Annotated in this window: 17 protein-coding genes; 8 read left to right on the forward strand and 9 right to left on the reverse strand. The window is 71.5% G+C overall.

Annotated features, from left to right (window positions below; all coding sequences use genetic code 11):
* The first annotated feature begins 220 nt into the window (after positions 1-220).
* Positions 221-1,012 (forward strand): hypothetical protein, encoded by a 792-nt coding sequence (locus EYA84_RS12260; protein ID WP_236145727.1) that lies wholly within the window; start codon positions 221-223, stop codon positions 1,010-1,012.
* Positions 1,013-1,136: 124 nt separating this feature from the next.
* Positions 1,137-2,315 carry an AI-2E family transporter gene (locus EYA84_RS12265; protein WP_131053166.1) on the forward strand — a complete coding sequence of 393 codons (1,179 nt, stop codon included), beginning with the start codon at positions 1,137-1,139 and terminating at the stop codon, positions 2,313-2,315.
* 2 nt (positions 2,316-2,317) lie between these two features.
* On the opposite strand, the gene EYA84_RS12270 is transcribed toward EYA84_RS12265, so the two are convergent.
* Positions 2,318-2,992, reverse strand: a complete 675-nt coding sequence (locus EYA84_RS12270; protein WP_131053167.1) for a dienelactone hydrolase family protein — start codon at positions 2,990-2,992, stop codon at positions 2,318-2,320.
* 135 nt (positions 2,993-3,127) lie between these two features.
* Here EYA84_RS12270 and EYA84_RS12275 point away from each other — a divergent pair, with 135 nt between their 5' ends.
* Entirely contained in the window at positions 3,128-3,307 is a 180-nt protein-coding gene (locus tag EYA84_RS12275) for a hypothetical protein (protein ID WP_131053168.1), read from the forward strand.
* Positions 3,308-3,351: 44 nt separating this feature from the next.
* On the opposite strand, the gene EYA84_RS12280 is transcribed toward EYA84_RS12275, so the two are convergent.
* Together EYA84_RS12280 and EYA84_RS12285 are read right to left on the reverse strand one after the other, a co-directional pair.
* On the reverse strand, positions 3,352-5,727 hold the full coding sequence (locus EYA84_RS12280; protein ID WP_131053169.1) for a glycoside hydrolase family 65 protein: 2,376 nt from the start codon (positions 5,725-5,727) through the stop codon (positions 3,352-3,354).
* Positions 5,724-6,476, reverse strand: coding sequence for a beta-phosphoglucomutase family hydrolase (locus EYA84_RS12285; protein ID WP_131053170.1), 753 nt, complete (start codon positions 6,474-6,476; stop codon positions 5,724-5,726). The genes EYA84_RS12280 and EYA84_RS12285 overlap by 4 nt, the downstream gene beginning before the upstream one ends.
* Positions 6,477-6,647: 171 nt before the next feature.
* On the opposite strand from EYA84_RS12285, the gene EYA84_RS12290 reads away from it, so the two are divergent.
* The 4 genes from EYA84_RS12290 to EYA84_RS12305 all read left to right on the forward strand — a co-directional run bounded on the left by EYA84_RS12290 (position 6,648) and on the right by EYA84_RS12305 (position 8,448).
* Positions 6,648-7,058 (forward strand): hypothetical protein, encoded by a 411-nt coding sequence (locus tag EYA84_RS12290; protein WP_131053171.1) that lies wholly within the window; start codon positions 6,648-6,650, stop codon positions 7,056-7,058.
* Between the two features lie 140 nt (positions 7,059-7,198).
* The gene (locus EYA84_RS12295; RefSeq protein ID WP_131053172.1) at positions 7,199-7,627 is read left to right on the forward strand and encodes an SRPBCC domain-containing protein; all 429 of its coding nucleotides are present in this window, start codon (positions 7,199-7,201) and stop codon (positions 7,625-7,627) included.
* Positions 7,620-7,949, forward strand: coding sequence for a helix-turn-helix transcriptional regulator (locus EYA84_RS12300; protein WP_131053173.1), 330 nt, complete (start codon positions 7,620-7,622; stop codon positions 7,947-7,949). Before EYA84_RS12295 ends, EYA84_RS12300 begins: the two co-directional genes overlap by 8 nt.
* A gap of 22 nt (positions 7,950-7,971) precedes the next feature.
* Entirely contained in the window at positions 7,972-8,448 is a 477-nt protein-coding gene (locus tag EYA84_RS12305) for an SRPBCC domain-containing protein (protein ID WP_131053174.1), read from the forward strand.
* A gap of 28 nt (positions 8,449-8,476) precedes the next feature.
* Here EYA84_RS12305 and EYA84_RS12310 read toward each other — a convergent pair whose 3' ends face one another.
* Genes EYA84_RS12310 through EYA84_RS12320 form a run of 3 tightly spaced genes read right to left on the reverse strand, consistent with a single transcriptional unit; the run spans position 8,477 to position 9,976 of the window.
* The gene (locus EYA84_RS12310; protein ID WP_131053175.1) at positions 8,477-8,941 is read right to left on the reverse strand and encodes a DUF4442 domain-containing protein; all 465 of its coding nucleotides are present in this window, start codon (positions 8,939-8,941) and stop codon (positions 8,477-8,479) included.
* A 55-nt stretch (positions 8,942-8,996) separates the two neighbouring features.
* Positions 8,997-9,185: a DUF397 domain-containing protein gene (locus tag EYA84_RS12315; protein WP_131053176.1), complete on the reverse strand. Its 189-nt coding sequence runs from the start codon at positions 9,183-9,185 to the stop codon at positions 8,997-8,999.
* Positions 9,176-9,976: a helix-turn-helix transcriptional regulator gene (locus EYA84_RS12320; protein WP_131053177.1), complete on the reverse strand. Its 801-nt coding sequence runs from the start codon at positions 9,974-9,976 to the stop codon at positions 9,176-9,178. Before EYA84_RS12320 ends, EYA84_RS12315 begins: the two co-directional genes overlap by 10 nt.
* Positions 9,977-10,209: 233 nt before the next feature.
* On the opposite strand from EYA84_RS12320, the gene EYA84_RS12325 reads away from it, so the two are divergent.
* Positions 10,210-10,545 (forward strand): hypothetical protein, encoded by a 336-nt coding sequence (locus tag EYA84_RS12325; protein WP_131053178.1) that lies wholly within the window; start codon positions 10,210-10,212, stop codon positions 10,543-10,545.
* A 121-nt stretch (positions 10,546-10,666) separates the two neighbouring features.
* Here EYA84_RS12325 and EYA84_RS12330 read toward each other — a convergent pair whose 3' ends face one another.
* From EYA84_RS12330 to EYA84_RS12340, 3 genes are all read right to left on the reverse strand, one after another.
* Positions 10,667-11,974, reverse strand: coding sequence for an ABC transporter ATP-binding protein (locus tag EYA84_RS12330; RefSeq protein WP_131053179.1), 1,308 nt, complete (start codon positions 11,972-11,974; stop codon positions 10,667-10,669).
* A 145-nt stretch (positions 11,975-12,119) separates the two neighbouring features.
* On the reverse strand, positions 12,120-14,309 hold the full coding sequence (locus EYA84_RS12335; RefSeq protein ID WP_131053180.1) for a bifunctional glycosyltransferase family 2 protein/CDP-glycerol:glycerophosphate glycerophosphotransferase: 2,190 nt from the start codon (positions 14,307-14,309) through the stop codon (positions 12,120-12,122).
* 15 nt (positions 14,310-14,324) lie between these two features.
* On the reverse strand, positions 14,325-15,855 hold a 1,531-nt coding region (locus EYA84_RS12340; protein WP_131053181.1), incomplete at its 5' end, for a DUF5941 domain-containing protein.

Consider the following 15,855-nt stretch of genomic DNA (forward strand, 5'->3'; position numbering starts at 1 on the left):
GTCCACCGGCGGCCTGACCGACGGCCCGCCCCCAGGACGCCCTCCGGCCCGCGCCCGTCCGCCGACCCGGCCCCGACCTCGATCCCGACCGACCGTCGCCGAGCGTCCCGGGCACACCGCCGTCGCGGACCCGTCCGGCCCCGCCGCCGTCCTGTCGCCGCCCTCGGCGACCACAGACCTTGCCCAGTCGACGACCCTCATCCGACCGCGAGAGGTGTTGATGATGCGAACCGCTCTCTCCTACGTCCTGCCCGACGTCCCCCGGGCCGCCGTGATCTGGCTGACCCTGCTGGGCGTGGTGATCCTGGCCATCGCCGCCCTGCTGCTGCGCCCCCGACGACTCCTGCGCTTCGACGCGGGCGCCCGGATCCGCGAGGCGGCACTGCCGAGTCGCACCGAGCACACCGAGGAACAGCGCGACCAGGACCGCTGGGCGGAGGAGGTCGCCGTCGCCGCCGACCGCGCCGACGCCACGGCCCGCCGCCGCCGCGAGGAGTGGCTCGCCGCGCAGGACGAGGCCGAACAGGCGTGGCAGGCGTACGAGACGGCGGAGGCGGACGTCCGCCGACTCACCGCTGCCACCGGCATGCCGCTGCCGCAGACCCCGCGCACCCCCGCCGAGTACGCCGACCGGGAGCGCTGGCTGCACCGGGCGGCGATGGAGGCGTACTGGCGGCGGGAGCTGTCGGTGGAACAGCTCAGCGATGTCTTCGCCCACCGGGGCTGGGACCCGCGGCGGCACCCGGTCGAGCAGGAGCTGGCGCTCCGTCGGGCGGTACGCGACCACCTGTTCGCACGCCAGCAGACGGCCCACGCCCAGGAGCAGGAGCGCTGGCGGGCCGCCGAGCTGGCCGTCGCCGCAGCCCGCAGCCTGCGCGACGAGGCGCTCTCGGCACTGCTGCCACAGGTCGAGGAACGCGAGTCGGTGCTGCCGTTGACCGCGCTGGGTGGGGTCGAGCAGACCCGCGAGATGCCGACCGTGGTGCGCGGCCGGACGGCTGCCGCGTACTGACCGGCTCTGCCGCGACAGGCAGATAGCGCGAACCTCCCCCGGCCCGTCGGGCGGGAACCTAGCGTGGGACCGGTGTCGGACGGACACCGGCCGGGTACGACCTCGCCGGGAAGAGGAGGCCGACGTGGTCGCACGGGGTGACGGGCGTAAGCCCGAGGAGTCGACGCGGCGGAGTGCCGGGCCGAGACAGACCTGGGCGGCTCTGCCCTGGCTGGTGCGCACGGCGGTGGTCTGGAGCGCCTGCCTGGTGGTGATCGCCGCCGGTCTCTACCTGCTGGCCCGGATCACGATGCTGGTCACGCCGCTGGCCATCGCGCTGGCCGTCACCTTCTTTCTGGCCGCACTGCTCGACCCGGTCCAGCTCGCGTTGCGCCGGCTTCGCCTGCCCGCCGCACTGGCCGCGCTGCTCACCGTCCTGCTCCTGCTCGGCGTCCTGTCCGGCGTGGGCGTGCTGGTCTGGAACATGACCGCGGGCCAGTTCAGCGAGTTGGGCGACGAGTTGCGGCAGGGCCTGGAACGCAGCCGCGACTTCGTCACCTCCACGCTGCCGGTCACCGACGCGCAGCTCGACGGCCTCGTCGACCAGCTCCGCCAGGCAGTCAGCCAGCAGGAGGTCGACCCGGTCGCCAGCGCGCAGACGGTGGCCGAGGTGTTCGGCTCCGTCCTGCTCGCCCTGGTGCTGCTCTTCTTCCTGCTGAAGGACGGCCGGTCGATGTGGCACTGGACGTTGCGCCGGGCGGGCGGGCCGAACCGGGAGATCGCCGCCAGAGCGGGTCGGGTCGGCTGGCGCACGCTCGGCTCGTACAGTCGGGGCACCATGCTGATCGCGGCGATCGACGCCATCGGCATCGGTCTGGCGCTGGTGCTGCTCGGTGTGCCGCTGGCCTTCCCGTTGGCATTGATCACGTTCATCGGCGGGTTCGTGCCGATCATCGGCGCCACCGTGGCCGGCGCGGTCGCGGTGCTGGTGGCGCTGGCGGCCAACGGCCCCACCACCGCCCTGCTCACTCTGGGCGCGGTGATCGCCGTCCAGCAGATCGAGGGCAACCTGCTCGAACCGCTGATCATGAAGCGGCAGGTCCGGCTGCACCCGGTGGTGATCCTGCTCGCGGTCACCGCCGGCACGCTCATCGCCGGCATCGCGGGCGCCTTCGTCGCGGTCCCGATCGCCGCCGTCGTCTGGCGGGTCGTCGACAGCGTGCAGCAGCAGCGTCAGGCCGCTGCGGCGGAGCGACGCTGGACCAGGATCATCCGGGGGCGGACGGCGCAGTCCCGTGCCCGCAGGATGGTCCGCAAGGTCTGACCTCAGCCCGACGCCGGGACCGGCTGGGGACGCAGGTGGTCGCGGAACCAGCCGGCCGCCGCCTCGGCCACCTGTTCCAGCGTCCCGGGCTCCTCGAACAGGTGCGTCGCGCCGGGCACCACCCGTAGGTCGGTCGGCGCGGCCATCCGGTCCCGGGCCTGCTCGTTGAGCGTGATGACCTGCTCGTCGAGGCCACCGACAAGCAGCAGGGTGGCGGCGCGTACCTCGCCCAGGGCGGCTCCGGCCAGGTCGGGTCGGCCGCCCCGGGACACCACGGCGTGGACCATGTCGGGCCGCCGCGCCGCCGCGATCAGGGCGGCGGCGGCACCCGTACTGGCGCCGAAGAGACCGATCGGCACCGCGCCGAAGGGCCGCGCGGCGGCCAGCCAGTCCAGGGTCGCGACCAGCCGGTCGGCCAGCAGCCCGATGTCGAAACGCAGCTCGGCGGTGACCGCGTCCGCCTCGTCCTCGGCCCGGGTGAGCAGGTCGACCAGGACGGTGCCGAGCCCGTCGGAGGTGAGCCGGTGGGCGACCGAGACGTTGCGGGGGCTGTGCCGGGAACTGCCGCTGCCGTGCGCGAACAGCACCGCACCGGACGTGCCGGTCGGCACCAGCAGGTCGGCCGAGAGCTCCACCTGACCCGCCGGGATCGTCACCTCGCCACCGCGTACGTCCATCTCGCCTCCCGGTCCCTCGCATACCCCGGCGGGCGGACCGCACGCGCGTTTGTGTCCGGAGGCGGCGGGTAGCCGACGGAGGACCGCAGACGGACCGGCGCCCGTGGCGTCGGCGAGCAGATCGCGAGGACCGTCATGCCGCATCACCACCGTGAGCCCGTGCAGAAGGCCGCCGATCGCGAGCGGAACGAACAGGACACCCGGCGCGGACGGGACTGGGCGGACGAGGCGGCCCAGGCACGTGACGCCGACGATCCCCGGGCGAGGGCACCGCACGACGCCACCGGCCGCCCGTCCCAGGGCGAACCGATCTGAACGGTCCGCGTCGACCGGCGGTCCGCCGGTCGACGCGGTGCGTCTCAGGTGGGAGTTTCCGGGAGCCGGAGCAGTGGTGCCCGGCCCGGTGCCTGCTCCGGCGGCGGCAGGTCGTCGGCGGCCGGTGGGATCGGTACGGTGACCGCCTCGTCGCAGGTGACCCGGATCGACGTGCCGTAGTGCCGGACCTCCATCGACGCGTCGTTCGCGGCGTGGTGCAGCGAGTACGTCGTCTCGTGCGGACGCACGTCGACCCGTAGCCGCATCCCGCACCACTGGAGCGAGAAGGCCAACCGGCTCAACCCGCTCGACAGGCGCGGCGCGAACGACGGCACCCCGTCATGGTCCCGAAGGCCCCCGAAACCACCGACCAGCGCGATCCACGCCCCGGCGAGGGAGGCCATGTGCACCCCGTCGCGGGTGTTCTCGTTCAGGTCGTGCAGGTCCATCAGCGCGGCCTCGCGCAGATAGCTGTGCGCCAGCTCGGTGTAGCCGACCTCGGCCGCCAGCACCGCCTGCGTGCAGGCGGAGAGCGAGGAGTCCCGGACGGTACGCCGCTCGTAGTAGAGGAAGTTGCGCAGCTTCTCCTCGGGCGTGAACGCGTCCCCGCGCCAGTGCATCGCCAGCACCAGGTCGGCCTGCTTGACCACCTGCTTGCGGTACAGGTCGAAGTACGGGTAGTGCAGCAGCAGCGGGTACTTGTCCGACGGGGTGTCGGCGAAGTCCCACTCCTGGAGCCGGGTGAAGCCCTCCACCTGCTGATGCACGTCGATCTCGTCGTCGTACGGGATGTGCATGGCCGAGGCGGCGTCGCGCCAGGCGGCGGCCTCCTCGTCGGTGACACCGAGATGGAACGCCTCGTCGCGGTAGCGCATCGCCACCTCGGCGGCGGTCTGGAGGTTCCGCTGCGCCATCAGGTTCGTGTAGATGTTGTCGTTCTTCACGGCGGTGTACTCGTCCGGGCCGGTCACCCCGTCGATGTGGAACTGGCCGTTGCGGTCGTGGTGCCCGAGCGACCGCCACAACCGGGCGGTCTCCACCAGCAGGGTCAGCCCGATCTCCCGCTCCAGTTCACGGTCACCGCTGACCAACACGTACCGGCGCATCGCGTCGGCGATGCCGGCGGCGATGTGGAACGCGGCCGTGCCCGCCGGCCAGTAGCCGGACGACTCCGGCCCCTCGATGGTGCGCCAGGGGAAGGCCGCACCCTGGAGGTTGAGTGTCCGGGCCCGCTCGTGTGCCTGCTCCAACGTGGAGAACCGCCAGTACAGCGCGTCCCGCACCGCCGCCGGATGGGTGTACGTGAGCACCGGCAGCACGAACATCTCGGTGTCCCAGAACGCGTGGCCGTCGTACCCGGGACCGGTGAGCCCCTTGGCGCTGATCGGCCGACGTTCCGCGCGGGCACCGGCCTGGAGCACGTGGAACAGCCCGAACCGGACCGCCTGCTGCACCTCCGGATCGCCCTCGACCTCCACGTCGGCGGCGTCCCAGAACTCGTCGAGATACTCCCGCTGCTCGCGGACCAGCCCGTCCCAGCCGTCGAGTCGCGCGGCGGCGAGCGCGGCACCGACCTGGTCCCGCAGGGCCGGCAACGACCGGCGGCTGGACCAGCCGTAGGTCAGGTACTTCACCACTCGGAGCGTCTGACCCGGCTCCAGCACGCAACCGATGGTGGTCCGCACCCAGTCCTCGTACCCCTCGGACTCCACGGTGGTCCGCGCAGGCGAGTCGACCTCGTGTTCCATCGCGGCGGCGACCCGCAGGCCGGACACCTTGGTCCGGTGGATCAACAGCCCACCGTCCTCCGTGGTCAGCTCCTCCTCGGCCTCCAACGGAGACTCCAGCACGGCGGCGACCCGGGGGTCGCGGCTCTGCGGCGGCAGGGTCTCGTTGGCCACCAGCTCCGACTGGACGATCAGCCGCAACGGCTTGCCGTCGGCCACCTCCACCTCGTAGCGGATGGCGGCCACCGAACGCTGCCGGAAGGAGACCAGCCGGGTGGTGTTCACCCGCACCTCGCGCCCGGCCGGCGAGCGCCAGTGCAGGGAGCGGTGCAGCGTCCCGGCCCGCATGTCGAGCACCCGCTCGTGGGCGAGCACCTCGCCGTACCGGACGTCGAGCGGCTCGTCGTCGACCAGCAGCCGGATCAGCTTGCCGTTGGTGACGTTGACGATGGTCTGGCCGGACTCCGGAAAACCGAAACCCGCCTCCGCGTACGGCAGCGGGCGCAACTCGTAGAACGAGTTGAGGTAGGTGCCGGGCAACCCGTGCGGCTCACCCTCGTCCAGGTTGCCGCGCAACCCGACGTGCCCGTTGGAGAGGGCGAAGACCGACTCGGACTGGGCGAGCACGTCCATGTCGAGGCGGGTCTCCCGCACGTGCCACGGCTCGACCGGGTACGCCCGCTCCCGGATCATGCGTGCCGTCCGGCGGTGAGCAGGTCGGCGAGGTCGTCGACGACCACGTCCGCGCCGTGTGCGCGCAGTTCGTCGGCCTGACCGGCCCGGTCGACCCCGACCACGTACCCGAATCCGCCGGCCTTCCCGGCGGCGACACCGGCCAGCGCGTCCTCGAACACCACCGCGTTCGCGGGATCGACGCCGAGCAGCTTCGCCCCGGCGAGGAAGGTGTCCGGCGCGGGCTTGCCGCGCAGCCCTTCGGCCCGTGCGGTCAGCCCGTCCACCCGGGCCTCCAGCAGCGGCTCCAGCCCGGCCACGGCCAGCACGTCCCGGCCGTTGGCGCTGGCGGTGACCACCGCCCGACGCAGCCCCGCGTCGCGTACCGCCTTGAGGTACGCCACCGAGCCCGGATAGACGTCCACACCGGCGGTCCGCATCCGTTCCAGCACCAGCGTGTTCTTGCGGTTCCCCAGGCCGTACACGGTCTGCGCGCCCGGCGGGTCCTCCGGCGTTCCCTCCGGCAGCGTGATGTCCCGTGAGGCGAGGAAGGTGCGTACGCCGTCCAGGCGGGGCCGCCCGTCGACGTAGCGGTGGTAGTCCGGACCCGGATCGAACGGGCGGTAGGGCTGACCGGTGGAGGCCGCGTGCCGCCGCAGGAAGTCGTCGAAGGTCTCGGTCCAGGCGGCGTTGTGCAGCCGGGCGGTCTGCGTCAGCACACCGTCCAGGTCGAAGAGACAAGCGGTCACATGATCAGGCAGGCCGAGCACCGTACCAATCTATCCACGGCCACCAGCCCGCAAACGCACTTCGACCGACCCGGGCGTGCCGTGCAGTGGGTCCTCTGCTCGGCACGTCGCGCCTCAAGTTGCCGGAAGTGAGGCTCACTCATACGTTCATCGCAGCAAGCATCGTGAAGCGAGTCATCACGGGGAGTCTCGTTGTCCGGTACGCAGCCCACCAAGGACCCGGGACTCCTGGTCCTCGCCCTGCTGATGTCGTCGATGGCCAGCCTGACCGGCCTGTTCGTGGTGGTCTTCTGGCCGGTGACGGCCTGGCTCGGCGCCCTGTTCGGCGTCGCGCTGACGCTCATCATGCTGGTCTCCTGGCGGCTGACACGCGGCGGTTGGCGTCGCAACGTCGCACCGAAGGAGGCACACAGACTCGCGAGCACCGGCATCGCGTTGCTGGCTCTCGTTGCCCTGGGGGCGGCGATCAACGTGGTCCTGCCCATGCTCGCGGATGACGGCGCCGTCGTCCGGACGGTTCCCTGGATCACGCTGGTACTCATGGCGGTCTGCTCCGTCCTGATGGCCGTCACCGGTCGAGTTGCCCTGAGGCGGTCGCAATGAGACGGCGCATCGTGTCCTTTCCGGTCGCGCTCCTTCTCAGGGTCGCCCGACCGACGAGGTTCGCCGCCACAGTTGACGCAACCATCTAGTTGCCATACCTTCTGTAGCAACCTACTGGTTGCTACAGAAGGGGTGCGATGATGGGATTTCCCGACCGGATCGAACGCACCGTGCGGATAGCCCGCCCGGTGGACGACGTGTGGGCGGCGATCACCAGCGCGGAAGGGCTCGGCACCTGGTTCGGCCAGCGCGCCGAGGTGGACCTGCGCGTCGGCGGCATCGCCACGGTCGCCTGGGACACCGGCGAGCGGTCGCAGTTGCGGATCGAGCGACTCGAACCGAAGACGATCTTTGGCTACACCTGGCCCGTGCACGGGCTGCCCGCCGACGACCCGCGCCGCACGTACGTCGAGTTCACGCTGACCGCCGACGGCGACGGCACCAGCCTCACCGTGGTCGAGACCGGGTTCGCCCAGCTCGGCCCCGACGAACACGACGTGGCGTTCGCGGGCAACACCCGAGGCTGGGCGAGCGAGCTGGACGAGCTGGTCGCCTATCTCCATGACTGACCCCGCGTCCGAGGCCGTCGCGGAGGCGGTGTTCGTCGCCCTGGCCGACCCGAACCGGCGCGCCATCCTCGCCGCACTGGCCGAGGGCGGCCCGGCCACCGCCACCGACCTCGCCGCCCGGTTGCCGATCACCCGCCAGGGGATCGCCAAGCACCTCGCCCTGCTCGCCGAGGCGGGCCTGGTGAGCGCCGAGCCGGGCGAGCGCCGCCGCGTGCGCTACCGCCTGCGATCAGCGCCGATGCAGGTCGCCCAGCAGTTCCTGGCCGCCCTGGCCCGGGACTGGGACGGCCCGCTCGCCGCCCTCCGCACGCACCTCGAATGACACCGACCGAGAGACAGGAACCATGACCGAGCAGAGTTTCACCACGACGTTCGTGGTCGACCAGACCCCGATGCGGGTGTTCGACGCCGTCAACGACGTACGCGGCTGGTGGTCGACGGAGATCGACGGGCCGACCGACGTCGCCGGTGCCGAGTTCTCCTACCACTACAAGGACATCCACCGGTGCCGCTTCCGGATCGTGGAGTTCGTGCCCGGCGAGACGGTCGAGTGGCTCTGCGTGGAGGGTTACTTCAACTTCACCGCCGACCCGCAGGAGTGGACCGACACCCGGATCCGATTCGACATCGCGCCGGAGGGCGAGGGCACCCGGCTGCGCTTCACCCACGTCGGCCTGACCCGGCACCACGAGTGCTACGACGTCTGCGCGAACGCCTGGGGTGGCTACGTGGGCAGCAGCCTCCGGACCCTGATCGCCACCGGCAGCGGCGACCGCGACAACGAGGTCCGCAACGCCGAGGCGTTGCAGCAGCGCCGCTGACCCTCGTCAGCTCGACCAGGCCCTTGCGTCAGTTCGGGCGCAGCGTCCAGATGACGGTCATCTCCGAGGTCGGCTTGCCCTCTTCGGTGGCGATCTCCACGCGTACCGGGAACTCCGGTCGCTCGCCGGCGTCCAGCTCCGCGATCACCTCGGCCGGCGGGCGACCGAGCCGCGCCGTCGCCAGCACCGGGCCCAGGGCGAGCTTGCGGTACGCGATCTCGGCGCGTACCGCCAATGGCGTGGCCCGGTCGAGCAGGTGGCCGAACGCGGCCATCACCACCGCGCCGGAGGCGGTCTCGCCGAGGGTGAACACGGCCCCGGCGTGCGGGCCGCCGACGTGGTTGTGGGTGGCCGGCGAGTCGGGCAAGCGCACCACGGCCCGGACCGAGCCCTCCGCCTCCGGTGCCACCTCGACGAATTCGAAGCCGAGCGTACGGGCGAAGGGCACCGCCTGGAGCATGGCGGCTGCCACCTGCCGCGAGTCGATGGTCATGCCCGCACGCTACCGGTAAGTAACTTAACCGACAAGGCCACGCGACGGAGCGGGGTCAGCGGCTCTTGGTGGACTCCACGAAGGCTCGCCAGGTCTCGGGCGTGAAGGTGAGCACCGGCCCCTGCCGGTCTTTGCTGTCGCGCACGCCGACGACCTGCGCCAGGTTGTCGGCCACCTCGACGCAGTCGCCCTGGTTGCCACTGCTGCGGGTGCTCTTGCGCCAGATCGCACCGGTCAGGTCCATGCTTCCGCCGCCTCCGAGATCATCTTGAGGGTGGCTCCCTGGGGCAACGCCTCGGCCCGGACAGCCTCCCAGTTCTGCCGCAGGGAGTTTACGTCCACAGTGCGCTCCACGATGCTGCCGCGCATCTGGTTGTCGAGGTAGGCGATGTCGTCGCCCTCCGGCGGGGTGGCGATCACGAAGGCACCGTTGAGCCCCGGATAGGCGCCCACCCCCTTCGGCACGATGTGCAGGTGCACCTTGATCCGACGCCCCACCTCCACCAGGTGCAGCAACTGCTCCCGCATCACCTTCGGCCCGCCGACCGGGCGCTCCAGCACCGTGTGGTCGAGGACCGCCACCAGCAGCGGCGGATTGGGCCGGGCGAGCACCTGCTGCCGGGCGAGCCGGGCGGCCAGCGGCGCCTCGACCTGGTCGCCGAAGAGTTGGCTCGCGCCCTCGTAGAGCGCGCGAGCGTACCCCTCGGTCTGGAGCAGGCCCGGCACCACCAACGGCTGGAAGCTGCACAGGGAGGTCGCCTCCTGCTCGATCGTGACCCACTCGCGGAACCACGGCATCAGGCTCTCCTTGAGGATCGCCTCCCGGACCCGCACCAACAGCCCCTCGCCGTGCAGGACGTCGTCGCAGCGCACGGTGAACTCCTCCCGGGGCGCCCGGCGACACTGCTCGACCGCCGCCACCAGCGAGGCCGAGTAGCTGATCTGCGTGCCGAGCGCCTCCTGGGAGAGGCCCGCCTTGGTCCGCAGCCGGCGTAACTCACCGGCGAACAGCTCCAACATGGGTAACCGATCCATCTGCACACCTCTGCACTTCGGTGACGACCGGCTCGTACGGCCGGGCTGGTGGGGGGTGATTCCCTTCCGAAAGTAGTGGTGTCCTCACCAGACTGTCACGTAGAAAGTTCCCCGATTGCGGCAGATCGTGGGGATTTCTGTCGGGGCCCGTCCGCTCGTCCCCCGCTTGGACGGGCCCCGGCCCAGGTCAGCCGCTCCGCCGGGAGCGCAGCAACCGCGCAGAGGAGTTTTCGATGATCACTCACCAGTTGCCGCAACCGGGTGACGGGCCGACGCCGGACCGGCCTCGGGCGTACCCCCTGCACGAGAAGCCGCACACCCCGCTGCGCCCGATGTGGTGTTGCCGGGCCTGCGGGCACCCGTGGCCGTGCGCGACCGCGCGGATTCTGCTGAAGACCGAGTACGGCCCCAATGAGATCGGACTGTCGATCTATCTGTCGGGTCTCTTCTACGAGGCCACCCGCGACCTCTACCGCCTCAACCCCGACGACGGCCCCACTCCACGGGACCTGTTCACCCGCTTCGTCGCCTGGTCCCCCTACCGCCGCCCACTCGTCGAGCCGTGCTAGCGGCCGATCATCCGCGAGCCGCTCGTGGCGGCGCGTTAGCAGGGGACCCGTGCTATACCGCAGGCGTTAATAAGGTGCCCTTCCTTACATCGGTGCCAGCCGGCGCGGCGCGTTCCCTGCGTCAGCGCCAGCCGACGTCGATGCGGTCGCCCCGGTCGTCGAAGAAGTGCAGGGCGTCCATGCGGACCTTGACGCTCAGCGAGTGTCCGGCGGAGACCGCCGGGTACGGCGCCAACCGGACGGCCAGTTCGGCCGGGCGGCGGTGGTGGCGGCCCGGATCGTTCAGGATGCTGGTGCCGGTGCTGCCGTTCGCGCCCTGCCCGCCCTGGTCGACCGCGACCCGGCCGGTGAACCGCTGCATCATCTGGCCGAACCGGCGCAGACCGCGCTGACCGAGCGGGGCGTCGCCGTCGGCCGGGGCACCGACCTCGTCGACCACGATCGCCGAGGCCCCGATGTCGAGGAAGGCAAGGGACTCGTGACCGTGGTGTTCGAGGTAGCGGATCCGGCCCTGGAGCACGTCTCCGGAGGTGTCCGGCGCGACCGGGGTGAGCGCCTCCGCCCGCATGCCGACCACGATCCGCTCGCCGTGGTAATGCGCCACGGCCCGACTGCGGATGTCGTTCCAGGGCAGATAGAGCGCCTGATCGCCGAGAGTCAGGGTGATGTACCGGTCGAGGTGGACGTAGACCGACGCCTCCAGCAGGTTCATCCGGGGGCTGCCGAGGAACGCGGCGACATAGAGGGTGGCCGGGCGGCCGTACACCTGGGTGGGGGTGCCGACGTCCTGGAGGACGCCCTTGCGCATGATGGCGACCCGGTCGGCCATGGTCAGTGCCTCGGCCTGGTCGTGGGTCACGTACACGGTGGTGACGCCCAGCTCGCGGGTGAGACCGGAGATCTCCGCGCGCAGCTCGGCGCGCAGCCCGCTGTCCAGGTTCGACAGTGGCTCGTCCATCAGGAACAGACCGGGTCGACGGACGATCGCCCGACCCATCGCGACCCGCTGCCGCTGCCCGCCGGAGAGCTGGCCGGGACGTCGGGCCAACACGTCGCCGATGCCGAGGGCGCTGGCCACGTCGGTGACCCGCTCGCCGCGCGGGGCCGGTTCGACGCCGGCCAGTTTGAGGGGGAAGGCGATGTTGTCGTTGACGCTCATGTGCGGATAGAGGGCGAAGTCCTGGAAGACCATCGCGATCCGCCGCTCCCGTGGCGGCAGCTCGTTCGCCACCTCGCCGTCGAGCATGACCGCGCCCGTGGTCGGTTCCTCCAGCCCGGCGATCATCCGGAGTACCGTGGACTTGCCACAGCCGGACGGCCCGAGCAACACCAGGAACTCGCCGTCGTTGACGTCGAGATTGATGGTGTCGACAGCGACGGTGCCGTCCCGGAAGACCTTTGTCACATCCTTGAGCGCGACGGTTGTCACCGTCTCCTCCCCCAGCTCGTCGGCGAACCCGGAATGACTGTCGCCAGGATCATGCGGCGAGCACATCGGGTAAACGTGCCATGTTCGAATCGTGACAGACCTATTACGGTCCATCGAATGACGGCGATTGCTCGGAAAGAGGGACTCAGAGGGCCGTCTCGCCCAGGAAGACCCGTCTGGCGACCCGCTCGGCGGCGTGCCCGTCCTCCAGTGAGCAGAAGCGTTCCCGGAACGCGGCCCGCGCCCGGTCGGCCTCCGGCGTCTCCAGCGCGCCGGAGCGGAACACGTCGAGCAGTCCGGGGAAGGTCCGCGCCACCGCACCGGGCGCCTCGGCGGTGACGTCGAGGTAGACCCCCCGGGTCAACCGGTACGCGTCCCAGTCCGGCGCGTAGACGACGATCGGCCGGTCCAGGACGGCGTAGTCGAACATCGCCGACGAGTAGTCGGTGACCAGCACGTCCGCCGCGAGATAGAGATCCTCGACCCGGGGATGGTCGCTGACGTCGAGGATCCTGGCGCGGCTGCGCGGGCCTGACGTCCGGCGGTCCCGGTCGTGGAAGTAGTGGCTGCGCATCAGCAGCAGTCCGGACGGGCCGAGCGCGTCCAGGAACCGCTCCGGGTCGAACGGCGGACGGTATCCGGGCAGGTGCTCCCGGTGCGTCGGGGCGTACAGCACCACCCGCTCGCCGAGGCCGACGCCCAGCTCCGCGCGCAGCCGCAGGATCTCCTCGGCGCTCGCGGTCACCAACCGGTCGTTGCGCGGATAACCCACTTCCAGAGTCGTGTACGCGGCCGGATAGGCCCGCTCCCACATCTGCGTGGAGAAGCTGTTCGCGCTGACCGAGAAGTCCCACCGGTCCACCCGCCGCAGCAGCCCGGCGAAGTCCATGCCGGTCGCGCCCAGCGGGTACCGCTGCTGGTCCAGCCCCATCACCTTGACCGGGGTGCCGTGGTGGGTCTGCACGTGCACCGTGCCCGGCCGCTTGCGGACCGAGTCGGGGAAGTTGACGTTGTTGATCAGCCACCGGGCGCGGGCCAGCACCCGGTGGTACGCGGGCGTACCCGCCACCACGTACTCGACCCCGTCGGGCAGCGTGTGCACCCGGTCCCGCCGCACGATCCAGACACCCCGCACGTGCGGTGCCAGCCGCCGCGCCGCCTCGTACACGGCGGCCGGGTTGCAGGCGTACCCGCGGTACCAGTACGCCGCGTACACGGCCAGGTTCTCGTCCACCGGCCGACGGCGCTCGACCCGCTGGAACTCACGGAGCGCGACGTCCCGCGCGATGCGTACGCCCCGACGGGCCGGTGGGCCCACCCGGCGTCGGGCCCGGCGGGCGACCCGACGCGCCGTCTCGCCTGCGCGGCCGGTGGCCCGCAGCGCGCTGAACGTCCGCCAGCGACCGGCCGCGACCAGCCGGTGCTTGAGCCCGTCGATGCCGTCCGGGACCGGGTGGCCGCCGGGTGGGCGGAAGCGGGCGTGCTCGATGGTGATCCGGGCGAAGAAGGTGGGCCGCAGGTCGGCCGGGATCCGCTCGTCGGTGCCGAGCACGGTCAGGTAGTGCCACATCATCCGCGCGAAGACCGTCGGCCGCAGTTCCTCGGCACCGAGCCGGTCCAGCTCCTGGAACACCCGGCGCCACTGGTGGAACACCTCGAAGTGCCGCTCGCCCTGGGTCTTCGTGATCGCCCCGGCCCGTCGTTGCCGGTAGTTGACGCAGACCACGTCGAGCACGCCGATCCGGTCGGCGGCCAGCAGCGCCGGGTAGCTGAACGACACGTCCTCGTACCAGCCGGGGGCGAAGCGCAGCCCGACGTCGGCGAGGAACTGCCGGCGCAGCAGCCGGTTCCAGGCGGTGTGCAGCAGGTCCAGCGTCTCCGGTCGCTCGGCCAGCCGGAACGTCTCCGCCCCGGGTGGCTCCGGGAAGACCTCCGCCATCGCGCTGGCGCTGACCTGCTCGTCCCAGTACGTGCGGACGTGGTCGACGAGCAGCACGTCGGGGCGGGTCTCGCGCAGGCGGGCGGCCACCTCGACCAGGCAACCCGGCGCGAGCCAGTCGTCACCGTCGACGAACCAGACGTACTCGCCGACGGCCAGGTCCAGCCCGACGTTGCGGGCCGGACCGAGCCCGACGTTCTGATCGAGCCGGATCGCCCGGACCCGGTCGTCGCGGGCGGCGTACTCGTCGAGGATGTCCCCGACCGCGTCCGGCGAGCAGTCGTCGACGCCGATCACCTCGATGTCGGCGATCGGCTGGCCGAGGATCGAGTCCAGGCACTCCCGCAGGTAGCCCTGCACGCGGAAGGCCGGGACGACGAAGCTGATCAGCGTCATCGTCCCGGCCTCCCGTCAGAGCGTCGCGCCTTGTCGCGTACCCGCCGGAGCCCGGGTGGGACGGCTCGGCCGGACGAACCAGGCCAGCACCACACTTGCCACGAAGAGCACCAGAAGGTAGATACCGAGTGTAGCCAGACCAATACTCACGATTCCGGCGATCGCCGTCAGCGCCAGCACCACCGAGCGCCCCTCCCAGCCCAGCGTGGCCGAGTGCAGCGGCGGCGCGGGTTGCCGCTTCTCCAGCCGGGCGACCAGGTCGTAGTGGTGCAGGGTGAGCACGAAGACGTACCCGAAGATCAGCCACGCGGGCGCGCCGCCGATCACCCCGACCGCGACGGCGAACAGGAACTCGGCGGCCCGCAGCGCGGCCGGCACCAGCCAGTCCAGCGGCCCGTTGTGCGCCGCCCCGGTCCCCGCCGCAGCGGCCAGCAGGACCAACAGCACCACCGGCACCGCCGCCCACCGCAGCCAGGCCGCCGGGTCACTGCCGTCACCCACGCCGCCCAGCAGCGTCACCAACACCAACCCCGCCGCAGCCAGCGCCGCGACCACTGCGAGGACCAGCGGCCCGGGTCGGCGCAGCACCGGCAGCCGGGTGGCCAGCGGGCCGTCGTCGCGGTGCAGGGTCGCGTCGACCGTGTCCAGCACCGGCACCCACATCCAGCGGGCCCGCAGGGTACGCAGCGCACCCGTGTACCCGAACGCCAGCACCCCCCAGATCAGCACCGCGAACAGGGCGATCCGCTGGTCGAACAGCGCGGCGGCCAGCGCGATCAGCGCCCACCGCTCCCCGATCGGGAAGACCACCGTGCGCTTGAGCCAGTACGACAGCGACCCCGAGTCGGCCTGCACCCGGTTGGACGCGGCGTTCAGCCGGTCACCGATACCGCCGCCCCCGGTGCCCACCGTCTTCGGTCGACGGGCCGCCTCGTCGTGCAGCACGCCGTACCACGCGTCGGTCATGTGCCGCACCGTCTGGAGGGTCATCGCGGCGATGGCCAACGCCCAGCCGTACCGGAACCCGGCCGCCGTGGCACCCCACCCGAGACCCGCGTAGACCAGGTACTCCTTGGCCCGGTCGGCCATGGTGTCCAGCCACCCGCCCCACGCGCTGAAGTTGCGGGTGTACCGGGCGAGCTGACCGTCCACACAGTCGAGCACGAAGCCGAGATAGAGCAGGACCGCACCGCCGACCAGCGCCGGTCGGCCGCCGATGGCGAACAACGCGGCGGCGGCGACCGCGAAGACCACCGAGATCATGGTGACCGCCGTCGGGCTCAGCCCCAGCCGGGCACAGACCTTGGTGACCTGCGGCGACCAGGTGCTGACGAAGTACGTGGTGAAGAAGTCGTCCTTCTCCTTCACCGAGAGCCGCAACTCGGCCCGGTCCTCGTCGACGGCGGCCACCGCCGCCTCGGCGACGGCCAGCCCGGTCCGGTCGTCGACCCGGTGCGCGACCAGCAGGCGTACCCGGTGGGCGAAGACCAGCGCCCCCTGCCCGGCGAGGCCCGCGAAGACCCGGTCCACCGCCGGGCCCACGGCC

The organism is Verrucosispora sp. SN26_14.1, from assembly GCF_004307965.1.
Taxonomy (GTDB): Bacteria; Actinomycetota; Actinomycetes; order Mycobacteriales; family Micromonosporaceae; genus Micromonospora.